The sequence below is a fragment of the Agarivorans sp. 2_MG-2023 genome (genome assembly GCF_030548085.1).
Lineage (GTDB): Bacteria > Pseudomonadota > Gammaproteobacteria > Enterobacterales > Celerinatantimonadaceae > Agarivorans.
Genome location: NZ_JAUORQ010000018.1, coordinates 14,366 through 39,800, shown reverse-complemented (window position 1 = coordinate 39,800; position 25,435 = coordinate 14,366). Strand labels below are relative to the sequence as shown.

The window sequence follows — 25,435 nt, the reverse complement described above, 5'->3', positions numbered from 1 at the left end:
ACCCGCCTGCACCTTACTTTATCCAACCTTGTTCACGATAGTAACGCTTGGCACCGTCATGCAGCGGAGCGGTTAAGTTGGTATTGATCATATCTTCTACTTGCAGATCGGCTAGCGCTGGATGCAGTGAACGCATGGTGTTTAAGTTTTCAAAAATTGCCGCAACAAAGTTATAAACCGTTTGTTCCGAAAGTTGCTTGTCGGCCACTAAGGTGGCACTTACCCCTATAGATGAAACATCATCAGGGTTACCGTGGTAGGTGCCGCCTTTGATAGTCACTGGCGAAAAGTAATCATACTTATCTGCTAAGGCCATAATGGTCTTTTTAGACAAGCTAATAAGGTTTGACTCACACATTGTTGTGGCGCGGGTAATAGAGGTATTAGGGTGCCCAACCACATAGATTATTGCGTCTACTTTTTTACTGCACAGGGCACGGCTTTGCTCGTCGGGTTTTAAATTACTTAACTTAGAGAAATCAGAGGCTTGCCAATTGAGTTCTTCCATCACCAGTTGCATGGTTGAATACTGGCCTGAACCCTCTGGCCCAAGGTTTAGCGAATGTCCTTTAAGCTGTTCTATTTGCCCTATGCTCATGTCTGCATGCACTAAGATAGTTAAGGCTTCAGCATAGAGGGAAAGAAGAGAGCGCATTTCTTTATAAGCGCCTTGTTCAGCAAACTCGCCGCTACCTTGGTAGGCTTGCCAGTGCACGTCTGATTGAACAATAGCTAAATCAATATCACCACTTTGCAGTGCTTCCACGTTGTCGCTGGAACCGCCTGAACTCTCGGCAGTACAACTTAATTTTCGGTGTTCGTTGCTCTGCTCTAGCAAGCGACAAAGGGCGTTGCCAGTGGGGTAATAAACGCCGCTAACATTACCTGTACCTACAAATAAATACTCATTAGCTAAGGTGTAATTAGCATTGATGCTTAATGCCACCGTTAATAAATAAAGTGGAAATCGTTTCATGGTTTCACCTAAAAGTGTCTTCTTTCCCTAGAATAACCCGTTTAATATACACAGATATTTAGCAAAACGCTTGTTTGAACTACTAAGTTGTGAACTCAAAATCAACGCTATGGGTCGCTTGGTTTAATGCATTAAAGCTTAACGATTCTCTATAGTTAGGCAAAGTTTCATGGTTTATTGCTATAAATATCGAGGGTTATCGATGAAAAAGCTAATTATGTATCGCTTACGAAGGTGAAGCTAGAGCATAATTCGTTATAATAAAAACACTTAACCCGTGAACGTCGGCCAAAACTTGTCTAAATCTGATTCTAATTCTCCTGTTCTTGAAATTTGCTGCTATAGCATTAGTGATGTAAAAAACGCTATTAGTGGTGGCGCTACACGGGTAGAGTTTTGCGCAGGCCAAGCAGAGGGCGGCACGACTCCTAGTTATGGCGCATTGTTATTGGTGAAAGATTATTTAAGCCAAATCGACATTACTGTAATGATTAGGCCACGCGGCGGCGATTTTTGTTATAGCGATGACGAAGTTGCTCAAATGGTTGCCGATATAACGTTGGTTAAAGATTTAGGCTTTAATGGCGTGGTTTTTGGTGCGCTAAATACTGACGCTTCGGTGGACGAACTTGCATGCCAACAATTGGTTAAAGCAGCCAAGGGGCTTAGTACTACCTTTCATCGAGCCTTCGATTGTGTGGCTCAGCCTAAAAAGGCAGCAAAAAAAATAGAAGCATTAAACATTACACGTGTGCTTAGCTCTGGTCAGAAAAACAACATTGAAGATGGACTCAACTTGTTACTCGACATGCAGCAATGTTTTCCAACCATTGAATGGTTGGCTGCTGGTGGATTGCGAGAACACAATATACTCGGTCTATTAAAGAGTGGACTCAGGCATTTTCATAGCGCTGCCTCAACAGCATTACCTTCTCAGTTCGATAAGCGATATGCCTTAGCCATGGCTGCAGCAAAAGATTCAGATAAAGAGTTAAGTCGATTGCAGGTTTCGCAACAACAAGTACAGGAAATGGCCACTATATTGGGGCTAAATACCCAGTGATTCTCCCCAACGCATTACATCGTATTCGACACTTTATATATTATTTAGCCGGCTCGCTTAAAAGCCGCGGCATTGCAATGTTTGGCGCTTATCTGCTGGTGCAGGCATGTTGGTTGGCAGTAGTAGCCCCTGTGTCGATTGTGGTGAGCGAATCTTTAATGTCTTGGTATGGTTTACAAGGCGTTGCTAATCAGCAGTTACTGGCCTTTTTTCTTTCGCCCAGTGGATACCTGTTTGCTATTTGGCTCGTTGCCATGGCCTTGTTCAACTTTTTCTTACAGCAAGGGGTGATTACTTTACTGCTGGCTCAGCATGAAGTTAATCGGCGCTCTGTATCACAAGCCGTTCGTTTATTGCTGAATCGCTCTTGGTTAATTGCCCGTTTAGCCTTTCTGCAATCTGCTTTGTTAATCAGTATTTCTTGTACCATTTTGTTTATTGGCCGTTGGTTGTTTGGCCTAATGTTGGCCGACTGGGACATAAACTATTACCTCGATCAACAGCGTAATCAATTATGGATTTTTGTTACTGCCGTAAGCGTAGGTGGGATCCCATTAGCGCTATGGCTTGGGGCAAAGTGGCTTAATTGGTGGTTCGCGCTTCCATACTGCATGCTGCAAAAAAAGCCGCTTAGCAACCAACTTAGAGATTCAACCAAATTAAGCCGCCATCAACGCAGACTTATCTTGGCGCTAAATGCCGGTTGGTTTGCGTTGCGTGCATTGGTGTTTGTTTCGGTTATTAGTGGCTTTATTTGGTTGCTACGCTTTAGTTTAAGTTGGTGGCAGCCTGAAGAGGTCACTAGTTTATGGCTATTTTTATTTAGCTTTGCTGTGCTTGCTGGTGGTTCGGTACTGAGCTTTCTTGATACTTGGCTATATGCCAGCATTCAGTTTTACATGTTCAAGGTATTGGTGAAACGTAATCGTTCTGGGCTAAAACTGGCTCATCAGCGGGTACTAAGAGAAAGCCACCGTTTGCATTTAGGTTTACGAATGATGTTTTTGGCGGTGTTGGTGCTTGGCGCTAACGAAATAAGTGATGAAATTAATCGCTTTAGTCAGCGCTTTTCTGCACCCAACTCTTTTGTGGTGATGGGCCACCGAGCAGGTGGCTGGTTAGCGCTAGAGAACAGTTTAGAAGGCTTACAAAAATCGATAAACCTTGGGTTAGAAGTCACAGAAATAGATGTACAGTTAACCGCTGATGGCCAAATTGCGGTTGTGCATGATAGAGATTTACGGCGCTTAACAGCCGATAGCGCGGTAGTGCATTTAAGTCGCTTTGAACAAGTTCAACAAGCCTTTGTTAATGCGGGTTTTAGTACGCCTCAAGCTTTGCCTGTTTGGTTAGCTAAAAGTGCAGACAAGATAACCTTGAATATAGAACTCAAACGCTACAACGATTCTTTGGCTTTGGTTCCTGCCTTGCTGGACGCGCTCAAAGATTATCCGCACCCGGTCATCATAAGTAGTTTAGATGGTGAACTGCTAGAAACCTTAAAGCTTCAAATGAGTGATACTCCGCAGGCAAAAAACATTAGCACTGCGTTTATTGCTGCAGCTAGTTTTGGTGAAACCGATGTACAGCAAAACGTAGATATGTTGATTGTTAACCAACAATGGGTAAATGCTTGGCGCTTGTTAAGTGCTCAGCAGCGTGGCCAGCAAGTGCACGTGTGGACGGTAAATAGCGCAGCCGACGTGGAGAGGCTTTATTATCTGAGGGTTGATGGCATAGTGACGGATTCACCGATTATTGCATTAGAAACTATCGATCGACTAAATCAGCTGAGTGAAATGGACCATATCGTAAATAGCTTACGTCATTGGTTGAGTTTGTAGTATTTAGCCTAGTAACTCAAAATATCGCCTATTTAGGTGCAAGACCCATATCGTCGAGTTTTAGTAGAATTTCGGTTTTTCTTTGTTGTTTGATGATTTGCCAATGGAGATCTTCGCGGGCGCCAATAATCGCGTATATCGAATTTAATCCAGTACCTTTAACTGTTTGTTTAAGTTTGGCATAAAGCTCAAAAGGGTCGCTTGCCATAAATTGTTCGACGGAGTGAATATCCACTTTGGCCAATATCTCTTCGCTTTTAGGGCCAAAACCTTTTAAATCTCTAAGTTGTGTAGCTTGTTTAGTTTTAGGCATTTCTAGTTACGCCCAGTGGTATTGAAAAGAACTGCTGAAATGCTAACCAACGCTGTCGCTGAGCTTGCCAAGAGCTTATGTAAAACTGCACCGCTTGCTGAGGGCGGCGTTGATTTAGTGCATATAAGTCTAGGCGGGCTATACAGCCCAGTTTAGGGTAACCGCCAATGGTTTGTTTATCTACCGACAATACAATGGGCAGCCCATTGGGAGGAACCTGCACCGCACCCAAAGCAATGGCCTCAGATTCTCCACTGGGAGGAATATCTACTAATGGATCACCCACCAATCGCAGGCCCATTCGGTCACTTAATTCGCTAAGCGTATAGGTTTGATGGCGTAAGGTATCAATGTCTTTTTGGGTAAACTGCTGAAACTGATAACTTGGAATAAGCGCTAGTTTTAGTGTTTGTTGGTAATCAGGCAGAAAGCGGTTCGGCACCTGTTGCTGTGAGAGTGCAGGGTGTTGGCATGACGTTATGTATTCAAGCTTATCTCCAGCCGCCAGCAAGCGGCCATTAAACGCTCCCAACTTTTGTTTTATTGAACTGCTCACGCTGCCTAACTCAGGCCTTACACTAAATCCCCCTGATATCGCCAAATAGCTGCGCAAGCCACTACGCGCGGGCGCTAGGCTTAGCCTATCACCGGCATTTACCTTTATAGTTCGCCAAGTAGCTAAGTTTATTGAGGTATTAGTATTAGCCGCCGTGACTGTGATTGGCATCTTGGCACCACAAACGGCGATTGTGCAACTGTGACTAAATTGGAACTGGGCACCTCCAATGGTAACTTCTAATGCTGCACAGTTTACTGAATTGCCTAATAAACGGTTTGCCCAATAGTAAGCGTGTAAATCTGCCGGCCCACCAGGACTGACTCCGATGTCTTGATAACCAAAACGGCCTTGGTCGACGACCAATGTATGCGGACCACTTCTGATTATATTCATGGCGGCTGGAGAGCTCATCGGTTCTCCTTGAAAGCAATAAACTCTTGATAAGTGATGGCAACAAAGCGTACTTCGTCACCGACCTTAAAAGGGCACATTGGATCAGACAGTTTATTAAATAGCTGCATAGGGCTTTGGCCAATAATATGCCAACCACCAGGGCTGCTGGCGGGGTAGACCGCAGTCATATCTTCAGCAATGGCTAGGCTGCCTGCCGCAACCTTTGAAGCGGGTACGGCTTTTCTCGGAAGTTGTAACTGAGCAGGTAAACCCTTCAAATAAGCAAAACCGGGCATAAACCCAATGGCTTTAACCTGGTACCTTGCCTGCTGATGTAGTTCTATTACTTTGTCTGCACTTAGCTTACTTATTTGGCAAACTTCAGCTAAATCTGGCGCTAGCTTTGATTCGTAACATACGGGGATGTTGATAACATTTGCCGAGCCGCTGACTACTTCACTGGGGTTAAACTGCGTTACCACTGATAGTAAAGCATCGATATCGGCAGTGTACTCTAATACGATCAGTAAGCTGTCTGCAGCCACAATGATATCTAGAATGTCGCGAAGTTGCTGTTTGAGTATTTGAGAAAGCGCGGGCAGGGATGAGCAATCTTTTGAGTTTTTACAGCTAATTAAAATGCTGTCTTCATTTACATAATCAATGCAGTACATATCGGGCTAACGGCCTCGATTAGCTTGAATGATGTGTTGCTTTATTTGTTTGATGGTATCAAGCGCGGCTTGATTATCACCATGAACGCACAAGGTGTCAGCATTTAAGGCTAATTCACTACCGTCTGCACAGACCACTTTGTGATTGCATAGGATAGTAGTGACTTGATTAATCAAATCGGATTGTTCAGTGATTACCGCGCCAGCTTCGCTGCGAGCTTGCAGCTGACCATTGGCCAAATAGCGGCGATCACAAAAGGCTTCTTTGATTAATTTGATGCGATAGCTTTCGGCAATTTTCTCTATAAATCCAGCAGACTGGGTAGCGTGAACCATTAACTTAATATCGCCGTTGAGCGAGGCGACAGCTTTAACCACCGATTCAAAAATACTGGGCTCTTTATGCATGTCGTTGTAAAGCGCGCCATGCGGTTTTACGTAATGCAGGCTGAGTTGATGGTAGTGGCATAAGGCTTGTAAGCTGCCTACTTGCGCTAGCACTAGGTGAGTTAATTGATCGGGCTGGTAAGGAATTGAACGCCGACCAAAACCGGCAATATCAGCGTAACTTGGGTGCGCGCCTACACTTACATTGTGTTGTTTAGCTAGGGCTAAGGTATTACTCATTACGTCGGGATCTGAAGCGTGTCCACCGCAGGCGATATTCGCCATATCAATATGAGGCATTACTTGCTCATCAATGCCCATTTTCCATACGCCAAAGCTTTCGCCCATATCGCAATTTAATAACATGTCAGTCCTTAGCGAGCAGCCTTACAGTGTTGTAACAATAGCTTAGAGAAATATTGACCCGCAGGGCCGAGTTGTTCGGGTCTAGGAATCACCAAGTAGGTGTTTAGCGTTTTAGATGCCCCTCCTTGAATATTTAACTCAACCAAGCTGTCGTCTTCAAAAAACGGTTTTGCTACATGCTCTGGTAACCAGGCAAAACCTAAACCTTGATTGAGTACCTCCAGCACTTGATTAAAGCCGCTAAATGTCCAACGCTGCTCAGCACGCAGCCAGCCACGATCAGGCTGAGGGTTTTTCCCTGTATCACGCACAACCAGCTGTACATGTTGCAATACTTCGTCGATAGACACTGGTTGGGGCATTTTAGCTAATGGATGGCTGCGATGAATTACAGGCACTAAAGTAACGGAACTAAGTCGCTCGCCCAATACGCCTTTAGGCAACAATCCGGTAATCACCAAATCGGTTTTGCCATCGGTAATTGCTTCATCGGCGCCAGTAATTACCGTATCAATGACTTCTACTCGGGTTCCACGGCTTTCGGGCAAGAATGCTTTAAGTGCCTTAATAATAGGAGCACGAGGTTGGATAATTTCACAGGCTAGGCTCAATTGTGGTTCCCAGCCTTGTTCTAAACTTGCCGCGAGCAGTTCGAGCTCTTGAATATTTTGGCTGAGTAATTTACTTCGGCGAAGCATTACTTCGCCCATTGGCGTGAGATAAGCCTTACGGCCTTTTACTTCGAGCAATTGAATGCCAAGTAAGTTTTGCAGTTTGCTTACCGCATGGTTAAGCGAAGATTGGCTCTTGTTTAACTGACTGGCAGCTTGAGCATACCCTCCGTAATCCACCACCGCTTGAAAAATACGCCATTGTTCTAATGTGCTTTTTGCTCGAAAGGGTATGCTCATAGGTAGTTGTTCTATTTCGCTTGAGCGTCAATGCTTTGCCCGGTCACGCCAGCACTTGCATCGCTCATCAAGTACACATAGTTAGGCATGATATCTAAAGGCGTTTTCAACGTTTTTGGGTCTTCACCGGGGTAGGCCGTAGCGCGCATTAGAGTGCGAGTGGCCCCAGGATTAATACAGTTACTGCGCAGGCCAGTTTTGTCAAATTCATCAGCAATCACTTGAGACATGCCTTCAATGGCAAACTTAGATACCGAGTATCCACCCCAATAGGCGCGGCCTTTTTTACCAACGCTAGAAGAGGTAAACAGCAATGAGGCCTTATCGCTTTTAAGCATCAGTGGTACTAAGGCTTGGCTAAGTAGAAATTGAGATTTCACATTTACCTGCATCAGCTGATCCCAAAGATCTTCGTCAATTTGCACATATTGGCTAAGCACGCCTAAATGCGCGGCATTTAATAATGCGCCATCTAAACGGCCAAATTGATTGTCGATTGTGGCAACCATATCAAGGTAGTTCTGTTGACTAGCGCCTTTTAAATCAAGCGGAATGATTGCGGGCTGCGGTGCGCCTAGCGCTTCTATCTCATCATATACAGCTTCTAATTTTTTAACTGTTCGGCCAAGGAGGATCACGGTGGCACCTAATTCAGCGAAACTTAACGCCGCCTGACGGCCAATTCCGTCGCCTGCACCGGTAACCAAAATTACTTTATCTTTAAGTTCATCTGCGCTGGCTTGAAAGTGTTGAGGAGAGATTTCCGTGCTCATTATTTGTTCCTGTAGATGTGCGTTAGCCCACAAATATTTGTTTAATATTTAAACATCTGTTTAACGCCTGGTTAGACCTGTTGCAAAAATGTAAACAAATGTTTAAGGTTTCTTTGAAAAACATACAATAAAAAGGAATTTGCTAATATGCGTTTGTCCCGAATAGCTACAGCTGTCACTTTATTTACTTCTGTTACTCTTGCAGGTTGTGGTAGTAGCAACTCGCCTTTTGATTTCAGCAATGATATCACGCCAAATGAGCCAAACTCAGTAAAAATTCGTTTCAATCCGCTGATTGGTGATGTTTCTACACCAAATAATTTGCTGTTTAATGGCAGCCAAGACGGGACCGTTAATCTACCTAGTGAAGCTGCTATTGTGGCTACGCAAGAGTATCAATCTATTACCAACGTACTTGGCGCCCTAGATGGCTGGCAGACCAGCGTACCGTTTAGTATTCCTCTTGGTTATGGTGACGACGAAGGCGAATATAATGCAGAAATTGATACTACCTTAGATGAAAGCACCTTTGCTGCAGGCGTTTTGCTTTACAAAGTGAGAGCCTCTGGTTTTGTTGATACCTGTGCCGATGTGACCGAAAACGGCGGTAGTTTTTCAGCCGGCCAAACTTGCAGGATTGATGAACAGTTGGTTTATGGCGAAGACTACCTTGCTACCTTTAGCGACGGCAACATAGTTGTTACGCCGCTTAAACCTTTCACCACGGCAACATCTTACATGGTTGCGATTACAGAATCGCTGTTAGATAGCAACGGTCGCCCGGTAGAAGCGGGCAGTGGTTATCAGTTACTAAGCACTGCAGCTACTGCTGAAGACGATGCAACCACTCAGCAATTAAAAGGTTTAACTGGCTTCAACAATGGTCTGTTAGCTGCTGAAGGGGTAACAGAAGCTGTTAGTTACGCCGCGGTGTTTACTACGCAATCAGTAGGAAGTGTACTTAGCGCATTGCAACAAGTATACGGAGGTATGGCGCTGAACGGGCTACTGCCTTTAGGCGCATTGGTTGATACTGGCTCTACTGCAGAAGATGTAGCAAATACCGTGTTAGGCGCTAGCCAGCCAAGTTTTGCTGCTGCTAAGTACTTCAAATCAACCTTATCAGTTCCTTATTATTTGTCTGACTTAGATAATCCAGACATTACGGGGGCTGATATGAATAAGTGGGCGCAAGCTAGAACGGACAGCCCGGTTGCCATTCTTCAGTTGTTACAAACTAATGCCGACTTTGCTGACCAGGCAAGTGGCACAAGTTTTTGGACACAGGCCTTTGCTAGAGGGTTTGATACTTCAGCTTTTGGAGTGCTAGTTGCCGGTGGCGATACAGCAACAGCGGGAACTATGCTAGCTCAAGCAGATTTAGCAGGGTTAACTTATGTTGAAGATGGTGAGACTAAAGCCGTAGATGCACATCGCCATTTAACTGCTTATAACCCGATTCCAGAAACACGCAGTACTGCTTTACTCAACCTAGATATTTACTTTCCTGACGAAACCTTAACTGGACAAACTATGCCGGCAGATGGTTGGCCAGTTGTGGTATTCCAACATGGGATTGGCTCGTTAAAAGAAACTGCAGCGGGCATAGCCGCTAGTTATGCTGCTCAAGGGTATGCGGTGTTAGCGATGGATTTACCTTATCACGGCACCCGTGGCATTGATTTAACAGGCGATGGAAATGCAGATTTAAGTGCTAATGCTGATGCGCAAGTATTTGCAAATCTAGGTAGTTTTTTAAGCATTCGTGAAAACTTGCGTCAATCTAGCGCCGATTTATTAGCTCTGCGAGCTGCACTTCAAGCAGCTACGGCTCCGGCAGAATTAGATGGTAGCAAGGTTCATTTTGTTGGCCAATCGTTGGGCTCTATTGTTGGAGTTGGCGCTGCCGCATTAGCTGGTGAAGTCATAGTTAGTGGCTTTCCTATAGATTACTCCTTGCAAAGTGCATCGCTTAGCGTACCAGGAGGCGGCTTAGCGGGTATTTTCCAAAATTCGCCTAGCTTTGCCCCCTTAGTTGAAGCAAACCTTAAAGCAAACCCTGGATACTTAGGTTTAGTGGCTGCCGGTTTAGGGTTTGAAGATAACGACTCAGCCACGGCACTGGAGCAGTTTGCGGTTTACCAAGCTACCTACCCAGAAGCAGCGCAGCTAGTTATTGACTCCAATTATGCGGCTTTTGCTCAAGTATTTGGTGCTTTGGGCCAAACAGTAGTAGATGGAGCAGACCCGCTCAATTATGCGCAAGCAGGCTTTTCTATGCCAGTATTGGTGCATGAGGTAGTAGGCGATGGTAGTGAAGGAAGTGGTGACCAAGTAATACCTAACTCGCTGCCAACGTTACCGCTAGTGGGAACCGAGCCGCTAATTGCTGCCATGGGATTAGAGGGCGCAGCAGTAACGTCTGCAGGTAGTTATGCGATTCGCTTTGGCCAAGGCTCTCACAGTTCGTTGATTTCACCGACGGTGAGTTTAGCAACAACCGTTGAGATGCAAAGCCAGTTTGTGGGCTATGCGGTAAGTGCTGATGCTGGAAACGCGACGGTAGTGGTGAATGACAGCTCGGTAATTAGCACCGCTCAATAAGTAAAAAATAACCAATCTAAGGCCTGCATCGCGCAGGCCTTTTTTGTTGCTTGGTTAGTCTTTCAAGCTGTGGTACTAATAACAGCTTGAATTTAAGAGGGCAGAAGTTTGGATTTTTTGATCGAGTTTGGATTGTTTTTTGCGAAGGCTTTAACCATTGTTATCGCCATTATTGCTGTGGTGGTTGTGGTTATCGCAGTATCTTCAAAAACTAAGCACAAGAGTGGCGAATTAGAGGTCACTGATCTTAGTGAGCGACAAGATGAGATAGAAGACAAGCTGAATCATAACCTCATGAGTAAAGAGCAGCTTAAGCAATATAAGAAGCAGCAGAAACAGCAACAAAAAGAAGATAAGAAAAAAGGCGAAGAACAAAACAAGCCACGGTTATTTGTTATCGACTTTAAAGGCAGTATTGACGCTAAAGAAGTCGCGAGTTTGCGTGAAGAAGTCACCGCAGTACTCGTTGCAGCTAAAGAACAAGACGAAGTTTTAGTTCGTTTAGAGAGCGGCGGCGGTATGGTTCATGGATATGGATTAGCTGCATCGCAACTTAAACGTATTAAAGCGAAAGGTATAAAGCTGACTATTGCGGTTGATAAGGTTGCCGCAAGCGGTGGTTATATGATGGCCTGTATTGCAGACAAAATTATTGCAGCACCTTTTGCTATTGTTGGGTCTATCGGTGTGATAGCGCAACTACCAAACTTTAATAAAGTGCTGAAAAAACACGATATAGAGTTTGAGCAGGTAACCGCTGGCGAATTTAAACGTACATTGACCATGTTTGGTGAGAATACTGACGAAGCACGTAAGAAGTTTAAAACCGAACTAGAAGAGACCCATGTGCTATTCAAAGAGTTTGTGCAAGAGTTTCGCCCGCAATTGGATATTAGCAAAGTAGCCACTGGCGAGCATTGGTATGGCACGCAAGCTTTTGGTTTAGAGTTGGTAGATGAAGTCAGTACTAGTGATGATTACTTAATGGAACAGTTTAGCGATAAACAAGTTATTCAGTTTAAATATCATACTAAGAAAAAGCTCGCTGAAAAACTCAGCCAAGCCGCTAGTGTTGGGGTTGAACGTGGCGTAATGAAACTAGTTCAATCACAGTCTTGGGACTGGACTAAATAGCGTTTAGTTTGAATAAAAAAAGCCTGATTATTATCAGGCTTTTTTGTATCTGCGAGTTAGTTTTGTTGGAAAGGATAAACAGAACCTAAGTGAAGAATTTGGGTTAACTCATCCAAAGCGGTATTCACTTCTGTAATCATTTGCGGGTCACGTAAATCATCAAACGCTAAGCTATCGCGATAGTGTTTATCCACCCAGCTATTTAAGGTGTTAAACAACTGCTCACTCATAATGGTGTGTTGGTTCACAGCAGCTAACTCCATATCGTTTAAAGCGACACGTAAGCGCAAACAAGCCGGGCCTCCACCGTTGCTCATGCTTTGTTTAACATCAAAATAATGTACTTGTTTAATTGGTGTATTTCGGCCGACTAAATCTTCTAAATAGCGATGCACTTGCTCAGACTCTTGGCAATTAGTTGGGGCAATAATGGCCATCTCGCCAGGCGCGGTAGTGATGATTTGAGTATTAAATAAATAGCTTTTAACGGCTTCATCTAGACTTACTTCTTTGTCACTAACTTCGATGAAATGTAGTTTATTTTCGCCGAAACGTTGCTGAATATGCTTAAGTTGCTGTTGAGTATTTAAAAATGCCTGTTGATGATAAAACAGGACATTTTGGTTGCCTACTGCAATTACATCGTTATGAAAAACCCCTTGGTCAATCACTGAGGGGTTCTGTTGGATGAAAATCGCAGTATCAGCGTCTAAGCCATGTAAGCGCGCCACCGCTTGGCTGGCTTCTAAGGTTTGCCTTGCTGGAAACTTGGTAGGGGCAGGGGCGTTGCTGTTAGCCGCTGTTCTGCCATATACAAATAGTTCCAAACCCGCTTCACCGTAGTTATTACACAAGCGGGTATGGTTGGCTGCACCTTCATCACCGTAATAGTCATTTTCGGGCAGGTGTTGATGATGTTCAAAATATTTACTGTCAGAAAATACCGCTTTTAGAATATTGCCTGTCACTTCTGGCTCAATGGAACGGTGCAATTTGTTAGTTAAATTGGCTGGAGTAAAATGTACTTTTCCATTTTCGGTATCTGCACTAGGTGATACGGTTGCTGCGTTGGCTGTCCACATACTTGATGCTGAATAACTCGCCAGTAAAGCGTCTGGGGCTTTCTTTGCGGCTTGTTGCAACACTTGAGCATCGTTACCGCTAAAGCCGATACGACGTAATAAATTTAAATCTGGACGCTGCTGCGGGGCCAGCACGCCTTGAGTTAGCCCTAAATCATTTAAGGCCTTCATTTTTAGAAGACCTTGTTTGGCTGCTTCTTTTGGATTGGAAGCATTTTGGGCGTTGGATAACGAAGCCACATTACCAAATGAAAGACCGGCATAATTGTGAGTGGGACCCACTAAACCGTCAAAGTTGACTTCAAAATGTTTCATAGTCTTCCTTTTACTACGCTCATCGAAAAATGAGTTATCTTTTGTTGAAAAAATCTTTGCCAATGGTTATTTATATTGGCATGTGAAGAAAATCAAGCGTATAACACTACCCTTAATAGGGAGTTTCAGATGTTATCAGTTTGTATCTTTGTGGTCGAGTGCTTAATTATTCACCCAATAAACCAAAGATTTAAAAAAGTTATTGACCTATGCTAACTCTCGAGCAATATAAAAAAGAACAACTGTCTACTACTTTCCGTCGGTGGGCCAACCAGACGGACACAATGGTAAAAAGAACAATATGAGCAAATCTCTGGTAATTGTAGAGTCACCAGCTAAAGCAAAAACGATTAACAAATACTTGGGACGCCAATATGTGGTGAAATCAAGTGTTGGACACATTCGTGATCTGCCTAGCAGCGGTAGCGCGACCAATAAAAAGAAAGCAGCGCCAGTGTCTACAAAGGGCCTAAGTGCTGAAGAAAAAGCCAAGTTAAAGAAGGCCAAAGACAAGAAGGCACTTGTGGCCAGAATGGGTGTAGACCCAGAAAAAGATTGGAAAGCTAATTACCAAATTTTGCCTGGCAAAGAAAAAGTAGTTAGCGAGCTTCAAGCTCTCGCCGAAAATGCTGACACCATCTATCTCGCAACCGATTTGGACCGCGAGGGAGAGGCAATTGCGTGGCATTTAAAAGAAATTATCGGCGGTGATGACAGCCGTTTTAAGCGAGTGGTATTTAACGAGATTACTAAATCTGCGATTAAAGATGCCTTCTCGCAACCCAGCGAGTTAAACATGGACCGGGTTAACGCCCAGCAGGCACGTCGATTCTTAGACCGTGTTGTTGGTTACATGGTTTCTCCGTTGCTTTGGAAGAAAATCGCTCGAGGATTATCAGCAGGCCGCGTGCAATCTGTCGCGGTTCGCTTAGTGGTAGAAAAAGAGCGTGAAATTAAGGCCTTTGTACCAGAAGAGTATTGGGACATTCACGCCGACCTAGCAACGACATTGGGCGAAGGTTTACGGGTAGAAGTGGCCAAACAAAATGGCCAAGCCTTTAAACCGGTTAATCAGCAACAGGCAACTGCTGCTGTTGATAGTTTAAAAGGCGCTAATTACACGGTTGCTAAGCGCGAAGATAAGCCGACTCGCTCAAAACCGAAAGCCCCGTATATCACCTCTACGTTACAACAAGCCGCGAGCACGCGTTTAAGTTTTGGCGTGAAACGCACCATGATGTTAGCTCAAAGGCTCTACGAGGCCGGCTACATTACTTATATGCGTACTGACTCAACAAACTTGAGTAACGACGCCGTAGAGGCTGCTAGAGGCTATATTGGTGATAATTTTGGTGCCAAGTATCTGCCAGAAAACGCTTTACGTTATTCGAGCAAAGAAGGCGCCCAAGAAGCACACGAAGCGATTCGACCTTCTGATGTTACGGTATTAAGCGAACACGTTGATGGTGTTGACGCAGATGCCAAGCGATTGTACGACCTTATTTGGCGCCAATTTGTAGCATGTCAAATGACCGATGCACAATACGATGCGACGACGGTTACAGTGAATGCCGCCGAGTATGAATTACGCGCTAAAGGTAAAATTTTACGCTTCGACGGTTGGACAAAAGTACAACCGGTAGGCAAAGCAAGTAAAGCTGACGATGGCGTATTGCCTGCTGTTAGCCAAGGCGACAAACTAAACCTTGTAGAACTTGATCCTAAACAGCATTTTACTAAGCCACCTGCGCGTTTTAACGAAGCGTCGTTGGTTCGTGAATTGGAAAAACGTGGAATTGGTCGTCCGTCTACTTACGCTTCAATTATTTCAACCATTCAGGATCGCGGTTATGTTCGCACTGAGGCTCGTCGCTTTTACGCAGAGAAAATGGGTGAGATTGTCGCTGAACGCTTAACCGAAAGTTTCCAAGACTTAATGAGTTACGACTTTACTGCCGATATGGAAGAGCGTCTTGATAAAGTAGCTGACGGGAGTTTTGAGTGGAAACAGGCGTTAAACGAGTTTTACAAAAACTTTAAAGGCCAGCTAACCAAAGCAGATGATGACGAAACCGGCATGCGTAGCAATAGCCCGGTGATCACCGATATCAAATGTCCAGACTGTGAACGCCCCATGGGGATCCGCACAGCAAGCACAGGTGTATTCTTAGGTTGTTCGGGTTACTCGCTACCGCCGAAAGAACGCTGTAAGTGCACGATCAACTTGATCCCTGGAGAAGAGGCTGTAGCCGCCGACTCTGAAGAACAAGAAACTGAAGCACTGCGTGCTAAAGAGCGTTGTCCGGTTTGTAGTACCGCAATGGACAGTTACTTGATTGACGAAACCCGTAAACTGCATGTTTGTGGTAATAACCCTGATTGTGAGGGTTATGTGGTTGAGCAAGGTAGCTTTAAAATTAAAGGCTACGACGGCCCGATTGTTGAGTGTGAAAAGTGTGGCAGCGACATGCAGCTACGTACTGGTCGTTTTGGTAAGTACATGGCTTGTACGGGAGAGGATTGTAGCAATACGCGTAAAATCCTTAAAAACGGCGAAGTGGCTCCACCACGTGAAGATCCTGTTCACTTGCCTGAACTAGAATGTGTTAACAGTGATGCCTACTTTGTATTGCGTGATGGCGCATCTGGTATCTTTATGGCAGCGAGTAATTTCCCTCGCTCACGTGAAACACGCGCGCCTTTAGTTGAAGAGTTGAAACGCTTCAGAGATAGATTACCTGAGAAGTTCTTCTACTTAGCCGATGGCCCGGTAACAGATCCCGATGGCGTTAAGTCTCTAGTTCGTTATAGCCGTAAAACGAAAGAGCAGTATTTAAGTACTGAAGTTGAAGGCAAACCTACGGGGTGGCGTGCTTACCACACCACCGGTAAGTGGGTAGAAGAAGACAAACGTAAAAAGCCTAAAAAGTAGGCCACTTATGTCACTAAAAAAGGAAGCCTAGGCTTCCTTTTTTATTGGGCGTGGTTAACGCGGATTAGTTGTTTAACTGCAGTTGAGCTAACTTTTTGTCCATTGTGGCTTTAAGCAACTTATACAACAAAATTGACGCATCAATCTCTTCTTTGCGATTGGTTAAACTTTCAATGTTTAAGCCTAGTGGTATCCCTAAAGGTAAGCAGGCTTCTAGAATTTGTACCAAGTTGTTGTAGCAAATTAGAATCGATTCTTTAAGCGGCTTTTCCGCATCGAGAATACGCAAGCTGGTCGCCTCTGGTACCGATATACCCAGCCATTCAATAAACTCCAAGGTTTTAGCACTGCCACAAGGGGAGAAGGTAAGGATGATGCGTTGCGGTTTTTGCTGAGTCTTTTTACATTCGTGTGCGTAACGGGTAAGCATGTCGATGGTTGCTTGGGCGTTGTACACCGCTTGAGACACAAAGTACTGGCAACCTTGCTCGGTTTTATGCACCAAGCGTGCGTGCTCGTCACCTTTCTTTGCGTGGCGCTCAGCGATGGTTACACCACCCAAATAAAAATCGGGTGAATGCTGTTCTATTGCCTTATAAGCATCAGCCAAGCTTAATTGAATGTCGTTGCTAGCCGCAGGGCTGCCTACTAAGACCAAATCACGAATTTCGTATTGGTGCCAAGCTTCTTTTAACCAGCTAACAAAGTCTGCTTCATTGCGCTGTGAGACGCTTTTATAAGTAATTACCGAGCGTTGGCTTTTGTGCATTAGAAGTTGAGCATACAAGCGCGGGTCGTGGGTTTGCATGTAAGGAAATGGCCGTGGTTTGTCTATACGACTGCTTTCATCTTGAATGTCGTAAACAATTAAACCGTCGTAATCAATTTCATCTAAACGAGACAGTAACTTGTCAGCAATATCACTTACTTTTTCTATGTCGGTGTTTTGTTTAGGTGGAGTGGTTCCAATAAAGTACACCCCATGAAAAGGGTCACTTGAGATCTGTTGAAGTGTTTTGCGCATGGTTGAGTTTTTAGCTTTTTTGTTTGAGGTTATTCTCGCATAGCTTTAATGGTTAGGTCTAACTCTGTGTAGTTGCTGAGCGGCCTGTAAAGCTATGCAAGTGAAGTAGGGTGAAGATGTAAGGCTCGGCTTACCACTTTTTCTTAGGTTGGAATAATACATCCAATTCGTCAGTTTCTTTTTCGGCTAAGTTTTCAGCCTCTTGTTTACTGTCAGACTTAAGTTTGTCGCTCATTTCTTGATTCATGCGGCGCATATCTTGTAGCTTTTGTTCTAAGTAGGCATCACGGTCAGAGATGTTACTCAGTGCAGAAATGCCTTTGTTGAGTAACTGGCGAGCCGTACCCCATTGGCGAAGCGCTTGGGCTTCGATGGCACGTTTTAAGGCGTTTTCAATATTCACCTTAAGTTGCATTAACTCTAAACGGCGGTCTTCTAATACAAATACTTGGGTGTTTAAACGGCCTTTAGCGTGTTCTGAACGTACCACGGCACGTATTTTTTTTACGATTTGCAGCATCTGCAAGGCGTCTTTGTCGGTATCTGGAGCACGAAATGCGCTGTCGCTTATTTCACCTGCATTTTTGATTTGACTCAGTTGCCCTTGGGTGGCGCGAATTCGGTTGTTTAGGCCTTTTACACTGGGGTCGGTGTTTTTAATTTGATTAAGCGCTTCTAGCATACGTTTGTGTAAAAGCTCTACCAGTTCTTTACTGTAGGGGAGAATAGAGGAGTGCAGTAACAGTTCTTCAGTCTCGTTAATAATGGCCTTTTGTTTGGCGATTGCTAAACGACGTTCTGTTTCTTGTTTTTGTTTAAATTGTTGCACCATGTTGTATCCGATAACCAGAAACAACAATGCGCCTACGCCAAGCAATACTAAGGTAAATACCATAATCTAACCGAAAAATTTCCTATTTACTGGGCTATGGGAGATACAAGCTAAAACGACTACCACCTAAGAAGCTGCCATTTTCGATATGTATTCTACCTTCCTTGCCCGAATTTATATGTGCTTTAGCGATCAATTTCGCGAAAAACAAACCTAAACCACTACGATTATTAACAAAATCTAGTTGAGACGCTACTTTTGCATTTGCTAGGTCAATAATGCTTTGTGGAAAACCGTCGCCATCATCATCTACTTGTATACATAAATAGTTATCGGCTTGTTTTGCAGATATTTTAATTTGTTTTTTAGAATAGCGCAGCGCGTTAATTACTACATCACTTAACAGATACTCAATTAGGGTGACATCGAAGTACCAGCTTAGAGATTCATCCACCTCAATATCTATTTTCATTTGGGTTTGTTCAATGAAGCTTTTGTTTTTGTAGTACACATCGTTGAGTAAATCTTCTAGATAATTCTCTTCAATGGTCATGGGTAATTGTTTTTTTTCAAAGCGATATAGCGCGAGAAGCTGCATCAAACTGCCATTTAAACGAGACACCTCGTAATGCAAGCGAGATAACTCTTCGCTATCTTCACGGCCATTCTGCTTAGAACGAAGCGCGATTGCTTCAGTTGATTGGGTCAACATGCCTAAAGAGTTTTTCATATCGTGAACGGCGGTAGCCAAAACCGAAGAAAAATCGAGCTTGTCGTTAAGTGGCATGATGTATCCTTTTTTACGCTTAATTGCAGTGTAACTGAAGCTAAGCTTTCTCGCAAAATCAACTACTTCCAAAAGCTGAATGGTCTAAATAAGTCACCAGTGTAATATATCTGCAATGGCTTTTTGCTAGATGTATTTTGCCAATTATAGCAAGTGGACTAGCGATGCGAAGCCAATCTGAATTTCCAGAGATGGAACAGCTTTTAGCCTTACTTAATAAACACCAAGACAAAGTCACGGTAAAACAGCTTTGCCAAGTTGAATGTAAAACCGACAGCTTTCCGGTACATCTGATCTCACTCGGTAATGCGAGTCAAGACAAACCTGCTATTTGTTTTGTTGGTGGGGTCCATGGAGTAGAACGCATTGGTAGCCAAGTTGTGCTGTCTTTTATGGATAGTTTGTTAAACCGTTTGGATTGGGACAAACAACTACTGTTGTTGTTAGAGGCGTGTTATCTGGTTTTCATTCCCATCGTAAACCCGAGCGGAATGGTGTTACAGCGAAGAGCTAATGGTAATGGGGTAGACCTAATGCGCAATTCTCCAAGTTATGCGAAAGGTAAGGCGACGTTTATGGTGGGAGGCCAGCGTATTAGTCGACGGTTACCTTGGTATCAGGGGAATAAAAACGGCGTTATGGAAACAGAAAGCCAAGCCATTTATGACTTTGCCGAACAACACCTTTTTGGCAGACCATTTAGTTTAGTGTTGGATTGCCACAGTGGTTTTGGTCACCAAGATCGAATTTGGTTTCCCTATGCAAAGTCTGCCACCACGGCTATTGAAGATATTGGTTCTGTATATCGTTTACGCCAGGTATTTTTTGAGAGCTTTCCCCATCAAAACTACTTATTTGAGCCTCAAACCAAACATTACGTCTGCAATGGTGATCTCTGGGATTATTGCTACGAGCAATCATTAAAACGACCAGGCATCTTCATCCCACTAACCTTGGAAATGGGATCTTGGCGTTGGTTAAAGAAAAACCCCTTACAAGTGTTTAGTAGTTTAGGTTTGTACCATCCAATGAAACCACATCGCGTTCAGCGTGTTTTAAGGCGACACTTGGTGCTAATGGAGTTTTTAATTAACGCCAGCTACTCTTGGCGCGTACTTCATCAAACTGAGCCGCTAAAATGTGCTACAAAATTGGCTAAGGACAAATGGTTTAATGACAAATAAAAATCGGGAGCCTCGTCCAATCGTGCTTATTCGAGGCTTAGTTCGCGAGCAACGCCATTGGGGATTTTTCAAAACAGTTCTTCAGCAAACTTTACCTGAGCGAAAGATATTAAGCTTTGATATTCCTGGGAATGGTTCGCTTGCAAACCTTAGAAGTCCGTTAAGTATTGCCGAGTTGCGACAATCTTTGAGGATTCAACTAAAACTAAGTCCGCTTGAGATAAACAAGGTTGATTTAGTCGCGATTTCTTTGGGGGGAATGTTGGCAGTAGATTGGGCAGATAAATACCCACAAGAAATACACTCGATAACATTAATCAATTCTTCAAACGCAGCGTTTTCGCCGTTTTATCAGCGTTTAAGATGGCAGTCATACCTAAAAGTGTGGGGTATTTTATTTGCTAAAACAGATAGACAACGACAGCAGCGAATAATGAACGTAACAAGCCAATTTCCAGCCTTACATGGCGATGTTGTGGAAAACTGGCTAGCATGGTCAAAGGAACATGTTGTAACAAAGACAAATGCCTTTAGTCAGTTAAAAGCAGCGATGTTGTTTAAATTAGCCATTAAACCAGTGGTGTCTGTTTTGGTGTTAAGTAGTCAGCAAGATCAGTTGGTTAGTGCGGAATGTAGTGGGCAGCTCGCCAAGCATTGGGCCTGCACACATAAGCAACATACAAGCGCCGGGCATGACTTACCGTTAGACGCACCCGATTGGACTGCAAAACAAATACAAGCGTGGTTAGAAAGCTTGACCTCAGATTAGACCTCATCTAAGACTAAAACTGGTAGAGTAGAAGGATGTGACATATGAAGTTATGGATGACACTATTAGTACTTTTTAGCCCACTTTTATATGCTAACCAGTTAGCCCTAGAGGTAGTAGAAGGCGCTTATCCGAAACTTACGCTTAGATTGGAAAAAGTAACAGAGTTAACTCAACATCTCGCCAATACGCAAAGCTCAGGCTTTGAGCCTAAACTAAAAGACCATATACAAGTTGTCCTACCCACTAGCTCTAGCTGTATCAACAAAACGCTTGCACCTTTAAAAGGCCGCTTGCTCATTGTTGAGTTAGCTTGGACAGCAACTCTTGTAAAGCAGCTTGCTTTGATTAGCCAAAACAAACCTTGGCAACAAGCAAGCTTGCTGGTTCTGTTCCCTAGTAGTGACGCGCAATGCCGCCAACAAGTATTACAGTTAGCTTTCCCAGATTTACTAAGTTTCAATCAACATTGGGGCAGGGTAGAGCGAAAAGAAAGTGGTAGTGTTCAAGCTATCAGCTTTTTTGCGGCGCACACCACTACTAAGGGTTATGTGTTCAAACTTGTTGCCCCAAACCCACAACGAGCTCAACAATACTGGCTAAAGCATTACGCTGAGTAAGGTTAAGTTGTGTGGTTTCACTAAAGTGTCATATTGCGCAGGAAACACTGTGTTTCAATAAGCTACCTTATTCAATCTCGGATTTGCTGTTGAACCACACTGTACATCAAGAACCCACAGCTAAACTCAAAAAGCTAAAACGTTACCAATATGAACGCTACGCAGTGTTGTGCCGACTCGCTTATCCCTCTGCGATGGAAGGCATGGTTGAGCAATTAGACAAATACGTTTATCAAGATGTGTTTGACCGCTGGGGACGTTCTACCACACGTGTATTATGGAAGGAAAACAAAGACGAAGTGATTGTGGTTTTTCGCGGCTCAATGAACATTTTTGATTGGTTAGTTAACTTGGCATTTATACCTAAAAAGTATGTGGCAGAAGGCTATCAATATCATGTGCACTGGGGCTATTTGCAGCTGCTCGAACAGTTAAGTTGTGACCCACACCGTAGCAAACATCAGCTGACCGTTTACCAGCGGCTAGAGTCGATACTGTTACCCTTAATGGCACAGGGAAAACGCATATCACTTACTGGGCATTCCTCTGGTGGTTGCATGGCAGTGTTAGTGGCAGATCGTTTAGAGAGGAAGTACCCCAAAAAAGTGAAACGGGTGGTTACTTTTGGTCAACCAGCAACGGGATTGTGGAACTTTAAAAAGCATTACACGCTACACCGAAAAACCTATCGAATCTGTTGTGACTTAGATGTAGTCACGTTTTTGCCGCCAGTGCCATTTATGTATTGGCACGTAGGACGAATGCTTTGGTTGCATGACGAGAAAATTTACGAGAACACGCCAACCTGGTATCGCTTATCTAAATCGATAGTGAGTTGGTTACTGCTTCCTTTTACTTACCATTACATGCGCAAGTATATTCGTAATAAAGACTACTTTGACGAACATTAAGGTTGAACAATTGGGTTGGCACTACGATAGGACTGCACAGCGCGCATTCCTTTCTTGTTCACGCTCACTACTTCCGTTCTTGGCCAACGGCCACACAGTAAAGTGATTTCCTGTTCATTTTCCTTGTAGTAAACGTAACGCTGGCCTTTACCTAACATGCAACACACGGGTTGCTCGTCCAAATAGCTAATATGAACAAAACCGTCGTCAGAACTTACGCTAGGGCACCAATCTTTGGTGGTTCCACCATGATGATTTGGCTGTTTGGCTTTAAGTACGGTGAGTACATCAACAGTGTTGGCGGGGTGGGTGGAAAACCAATTAAGGTAATCAGACACACTGAGCTCTTTGTCGTAAAACTTCGCTAAGGTCACTTTCTGCATTTGCAAAATGGCTAGGATCATAACCAGCAGCACAATAATGAATGGAAAAAGAATTCGATAGAGCAAAGTTCGAAGCATTATTTCTGCCGTAAGTTTAGGAATCGCCGACGATTCTACCAAAAATGTGATGTATGTCTAATTATTATTCGCGTATCTATCAGTGGCACTATATAAGTAAGGGAAATAGCTTATAGGAAAAGTGAATTTGTAAGGGGCATAGCAAGGGTTAGGATAAGCTTAACTGGAGAGATGCTATGTTACGTAAGTTATTGTTATTAGTTGTTGTGATGAGTTTGATTGCTGCTTGGTTTAGCGCTGATCTTACCCGAGCTATTTTTGAAGCTAGCGCGTTTGTTGCAGTCATCGCTATGTTACTTTGCTCATTTTCATTTAAGCGAGATAAGCAATCTCGTTAAGCCTGTTTCTAACCTACTAAAGCGTTCAAGCCATCCAAGCTATTTTTAATAATAAGCCAGTATAATCAATAATGAGACGCTGGCGATACTAATCCAAAGACTTACTCCCAGTAATAAGGGTTTGATTCCAGCACTTTGCATATTCTTTGCGGTTAACCCGTAGCCGATTAAAAACAAACACACACCCAATAATTGTTTAGATATGCTAAACAAGCCTTGATATAGGCTATCAAACATAGGCACATAGTTGCTCACCAGCATGGTGAGTATGTAAAAAACGATGAAGTAGGGGAAAGAGAATTTTCCATCTTTCTCTTTAAAGTAGACCGCGCTTAATAAGGCTACTGGAATGATCCATAACGCTCGCGCTAGCTTAACGGTGGTTGCCACCGTTAGCGCTTCGTCGCCGTAAGCTGCGGCAGCACCAACAACTGAAGATGTATCATGAATAGCAATGGCTGCCCAATAGCCAAATTGGTTTTGGCTTAAATCAAAAAGGTGGCCCAGTACTGGGAAAAGAAATAAGCCACAAGCGTTAAGAATAAATACCGTAGCAAGCGCCAATGAGATTTGTTTGCTGCTGGCTTTTATCGCCGGCGAGACTGCAGCAATTGCGCTACCACCGCATATAGCAGTACCTACAGAGATCAGATAGCCAGTTTTTCTTTCAATACCGAGTAGCTTGGTGACTACAGTGCCCAATATTAAGGTAAATAGAATAGAACCTACAATAAGGCCAAATCCATTTTGGGTGTATTCAATGGCTTGGTCGATGGAAATGCCGAAACCTAAACCTACCACCGAGATGGCTAATAAACGTTTAGTTGCTGCGCCAATATTAATTGCTTTAGGCGTAAATCCAAAACTCGCTAAACAGGCACCTATAACTAAGGCAGCAGGGCCATTAACCCAAGGACTTAACACCAATAGGGCAATGGCGATACATAGTAGGTCTGCGGCTTGAAATTGTTTAAGGTTTATCTGCATATCGCCCCCATCGAATAGAGTTTTATTGTAGAGCCTTGGCGCTTCTGAGGGTAGAGTAAGTTTTGATTGATGAAAATCGACTAAAGATAAATATGTTATTGTTTTTATTGATATATTATATTTATTATCAATAATATTGATTAAATTAATCAATATTATTCAGTGTCTAGTTTTATCTCGTTATCGGTAAAAAAGCTCTTCTTCGATTTGTGGGCGCATTAACTCAGTAACCCTTTTCCCTTCGCTAATGGCTTCTTCCGCTCGATGAAAATCCATGATGCCGATATCTCCAAGTTTAGGCGAAAGTAGGATATCTGGTGGATCGCCAGCCATACGAGTGCGGGTTAATCGTTCTTGCATGATGTTTATTGAAGTAGACATTACCCCAATCATTCCCGGAGAGCGGTTGCTGTTTTGTTGCTTTAAATTGCTTAGCATGGAATTGAGGTAGTCTTTGCCGCCGCCTAATAAACGCCAAAATGGCTGATTACTGGGGTTTTCATTGTGGCTAAGGGTCTCGTTTAAGTCGTCATCGAGTAGTGCAATCCGTGATTTATCGTTGTTTAGGTTTACCGCAATAACTACATCCGCTCCCATGGCTCGGCATAAAGAAACAGGCACTGGATTAACCACTGCTCCATCAACCAACCATTGGTCGTTTAATCGATAAGGCGCCATTAACCCGGGCATAGCACAAGATGAACGTACGGCGTCTCGCACGCTGCCTTTTTGTAGCCAAATCTCCTTACCAGATTCTAACTCTGTGGCTACTGCTCCAAAAGGAATATCTAGCTGCTCTATGCTGTCGCTACCAATGTATTGTTCGGCGGCATTAAACACTTTCTCACCAGTGAGTAATCCGCCTCTATACAACGAGAAATCCATTAAGTTAAATACTTGCCAGCTAGATAGGCTTAAGGCCCAATCGGTAAGCTTATCTACTCGATGACAGGCATAAGCTGCACCCACTAATGCGCCAATGGAGCAACCGGATACAATATGAGGTTGTATGCCCATTTCGCGTAAAGCCAAAATGACACCTAAATGCGACCACCCCCTAGCAGCGCCACTGCCTAGGGCAAGCCCGATAACCGGGTCCTTTTTATTCGGCATCCTTTATCTCTCTGTGAATCCAAGTATTTACCGAGCAAGTGTTGCTGATATTAGCGGTGACTGCAACGGCGCAAGCAACAGAT

General features: G+C 43.7%; 24 protein-coding genes. 10 read left to right on the top strand and 14 right to left on the bottom strand.

Annotated elements, in window-relative coordinates; all coding sequences use genetic code 11:
* Positions 1-13 precede the first annotated feature (13 nt).
* On the bottom strand, positions 14-976 hold the full coding sequence (locus Q4549_RS20065) for a TAXI family TRAP transporter solute-binding subunit (RefSeq protein ID WP_303551198.1): 963 nt from the start codon (positions 974-976) through the stop codon (positions 14-16).
* A gap of 295 nt (positions 977-1,271) precedes the next feature.
* Here Q4549_RS20065 and Q4549_RS20060 point away from each other — a divergent pair, with 295 nt between their 5' ends.
* Together Q4549_RS20060 and Q4549_RS20055 are read left to right on the top strand one after the other, a co-directional pair.
* Positions 1,272-2,039, top strand: coding sequence for a copper homeostasis protein CutC (locus Q4549_RS20060; protein WP_303551201.1), 768 nt, complete (start codon positions 1,272-1,274; stop codon positions 2,037-2,039).
* Between the two features lie 77 nt (positions 2,040-2,116).
* Entirely contained in the window at positions 2,117-3,883 is a 1,767-nt protein-coding gene (locus tag Q4549_RS20055; protein ID WP_303551204.1) for a glycerophosphodiester phosphodiesterase family protein, read from the top strand.
* A 28-nt stretch (positions 3,884-3,911) separates the two neighbouring features.
* Here Q4549_RS20055 and Q4549_RS20050 read toward each other — a convergent pair whose 3' ends face one another.
* From Q4549_RS20050 to Q4549_RS20025, 6 genes are read right to left on the bottom strand one after another with little or no spacing between them, the layout of a single operon-like run.
* Complete coding sequence (locus Q4549_RS20050) at positions 3,912-4,196, bottom strand: TfoX/Sxy family DNA transformation protein (protein WP_137675297.1); 285 nt, start codon at positions 4,194-4,196, stop codon at positions 3,912-3,914.
* Positions 4,189-5,166 (bottom strand): biotin-dependent carboxyltransferase family protein, encoded by a 978-nt coding sequence (locus tag Q4549_RS20045; RefSeq protein ID WP_303551208.1) that lies wholly within the window; start codon positions 5,164-5,166, stop codon positions 4,189-4,191. The genes Q4549_RS20050 and Q4549_RS20045 overlap by 8 nt, the downstream gene beginning before the upstream one ends.
* Positions 5,163-5,822, bottom strand: coding sequence for a 5-oxoprolinase subunit PxpB (gene pxpB / locus Q4549_RS20040; RefSeq protein ID WP_303551211.1), 660 nt, complete (start codon positions 5,820-5,822; stop codon positions 5,163-5,165). Before pxpB ends, Q4549_RS20045 begins: the two co-directional genes overlap by 4 nt.
* Before the next feature lie 6 nt (positions 5,823-5,828).
* Positions 5,829-6,575, bottom strand: a complete 747-nt coding sequence (locus Q4549_RS20035; RefSeq protein ID WP_303551213.1) for a 5-oxoprolinase subunit PxpA — start codon at positions 6,573-6,575, stop codon at positions 5,829-5,831.
* A gap of 8 nt (positions 6,576-6,583) precedes the next feature.
* Positions 6,584-7,486 (bottom strand): LysR family transcriptional regulator, encoded by a 903-nt coding sequence (locus Q4549_RS20030; RefSeq protein WP_303515460.1) that lies wholly within the window; start codon positions 7,484-7,486, stop codon positions 6,584-6,586.
* A gap of 11 nt (positions 7,487-7,497) precedes the next feature.
* Positions 7,498-8,259 carry a YciK family oxidoreductase gene (locus Q4549_RS20025; protein WP_303551216.1) on the bottom strand — a complete coding sequence of 254 codons (762 nt, stop codon included), beginning with the start codon at positions 8,257-8,259 and terminating at the stop codon, positions 7,498-7,500.
* Between the two features lie 147 nt (positions 8,260-8,406).
* Between Q4549_RS20025 and Q4549_RS20020 the strand changes: the two genes are divergently transcribed.
* Together Q4549_RS20020 and sohB are read left to right on the top strand one after the other, a co-directional pair.
* The gene (locus tag Q4549_RS20020; protein WP_303551219.1) at positions 8,407-10,863 is read left to right on the top strand and encodes a VolA/Pla-1 family phospholipase; all 2,457 of its coding nucleotides are present in this window, start codon (positions 8,407-8,409) and stop codon (positions 10,861-10,863) included.
* Positions 10,864-10,971: 108 nt separating this feature from the next.
* Positions 10,972-11,997 (top strand): protease SohB, encoded by a 1,026-nt coding sequence (gene sohB, locus Q4549_RS20015; RefSeq protein WP_303551223.1) that lies wholly within the window; start codon positions 10,972-10,974, stop codon positions 11,995-11,997.
* A 56-nt stretch (positions 11,998-12,053) separates the two neighbouring features.
* Here sohB and astB read toward each other — a convergent pair whose 3' ends face one another.
* Positions 12,054-13,394, bottom strand: coding sequence for an N-succinylarginine dihydrolase (gene astB / locus Q4549_RS20010; protein ID WP_303551226.1), 1,341 nt, complete (start codon positions 13,392-13,394; stop codon positions 12,054-12,056).
* A 301-nt stretch (positions 13,395-13,695) separates the two neighbouring features.
* Between astB and topA the strand changes: the two genes are divergently transcribed.
* The gene (topA, locus tag Q4549_RS20005) at positions 13,696-16,326 is read left to right on the top strand and encodes a type I DNA topoisomerase (RefSeq protein ID WP_303551227.1); all 2,631 of its coding nucleotides are present in this window, start codon (positions 13,696-13,698) and stop codon (positions 16,324-16,326) included.
* A gap of 64 nt (positions 16,327-16,390) precedes the next feature.
* Here topA and Q4549_RS20000 read toward each other — a convergent pair whose 3' ends face one another.
* From Q4549_RS20000 to Q4549_RS19990, 3 genes are all read right to left on the bottom strand, one after another.
* Complete coding sequence (locus Q4549_RS20000) at positions 16,391-17,350, bottom strand: methylenetetrahydrofolate reductase (protein ID WP_137674504.1); 960 nt, start codon at positions 17,348-17,350, stop codon at positions 16,391-16,393.
* A gap of 130 nt (positions 17,351-17,480) precedes the next feature.
* Complete coding sequence (locus Q4549_RS19995; RefSeq protein ID WP_137674505.1) at positions 17,481-18,245, bottom strand: DNA repair protein; 765 nt, start codon at positions 18,243-18,245, stop codon at positions 17,481-17,483.
* 31 nt (positions 18,246-18,276) lie between these two features.
* Positions 18,277-18,969 (bottom strand): sensor histidine kinase KdpD, encoded by a 693-nt coding sequence (locus Q4549_RS19990; RefSeq protein WP_137674506.1) that lies wholly within the window; start codon positions 18,967-18,969, stop codon positions 18,277-18,279.
* Positions 18,970-19,133: 164 nt separating this feature from the next.
* Here Q4549_RS19990 and Q4549_RS19985 point away from each other — a divergent pair, with 164 nt between their 5' ends.
* The 4 genes from Q4549_RS19985 (at position 19,134) to Q4549_RS19970 (ending at position 22,453) form a co-directional block, all read left to right on the top strand.
* Positions 19,134-20,153 (top strand): DUF2817 domain-containing protein, encoded by a 1,020-nt coding sequence (locus tag Q4549_RS19985; protein WP_303551230.1) that lies wholly within the window; start codon positions 19,134-19,136, stop codon positions 20,151-20,153.
* Positions 20,143-20,922: an alpha/beta fold hydrolase gene (locus Q4549_RS19980; protein ID WP_303551237.1), complete on the top strand. Its 780-nt coding sequence runs from the start codon at positions 20,143-20,145 to the stop codon at positions 20,920-20,922. Before Q4549_RS19985 ends, Q4549_RS19980 begins: the two co-directional genes overlap by 11 nt.
* A 44-nt stretch (positions 20,923-20,966) precedes the next feature.
* Complete coding sequence (locus tag Q4549_RS19975; protein ID WP_303551240.1) at positions 20,967-21,542, top strand: hypothetical protein; 576 nt, start codon at positions 20,967-20,969, stop codon at positions 21,540-21,542.
* 89 nt (positions 21,543-21,631) lie between these two features.
* Positions 21,632-22,453, top strand: coding sequence for an Mbeg1-like protein (locus Q4549_RS19970; protein ID WP_303515435.1), 822 nt, complete (start codon positions 21,632-21,634; stop codon positions 22,451-22,453).
* On the opposite strand, the gene Q4549_RS19965 is transcribed toward Q4549_RS19970, so the two are convergent.
* Positions 22,450-22,914: a hypothetical protein gene (locus Q4549_RS19965; protein WP_303515432.1), complete on the bottom strand. Its 465-nt coding sequence runs from the start codon at positions 22,912-22,914 to the stop codon at positions 22,450-22,452. The two genes, Q4549_RS19970 and Q4549_RS19965, sit on opposite strands and share 4 nt — an antisense overlap.
* A 176-nt stretch (positions 22,915-23,090) precedes the next feature.
* On the opposite strand from Q4549_RS19965, the gene Q4549_RS19960 reads away from it, so the two are divergent.
* Entirely contained in the window at positions 23,091-23,252 is a 162-nt protein-coding gene (locus Q4549_RS19960; protein WP_303551243.1) for a hypothetical protein, read from the top strand.
* Positions 23,253-23,297: 45 nt separating this feature from the next.
* On the opposite strand, the gene Q4549_RS19955 is transcribed toward Q4549_RS19960, so the two are convergent.
* Both Q4549_RS19955 and rssA read right to left on the bottom strand, forming a co-directional pair.
* The gene (locus tag Q4549_RS19955; RefSeq protein ID WP_303551246.1) at positions 23,298-24,239 is read right to left on the bottom strand and encodes a YeiH family protein; all 942 of its coding nucleotides are present in this window, start codon (positions 24,237-24,239) and stop codon (positions 23,298-23,300) included.
* Between the two features lie 180 nt (positions 24,240-24,419).
* Entirely contained in the window at positions 24,420-25,352 is a 933-nt protein-coding gene (rssA, locus tag Q4549_RS19950; protein ID WP_303551249.1) for a patatin-like phospholipase RssA, read from the bottom strand.
* Positions 25,353-25,435 lie beyond the last annotated feature (83 nt).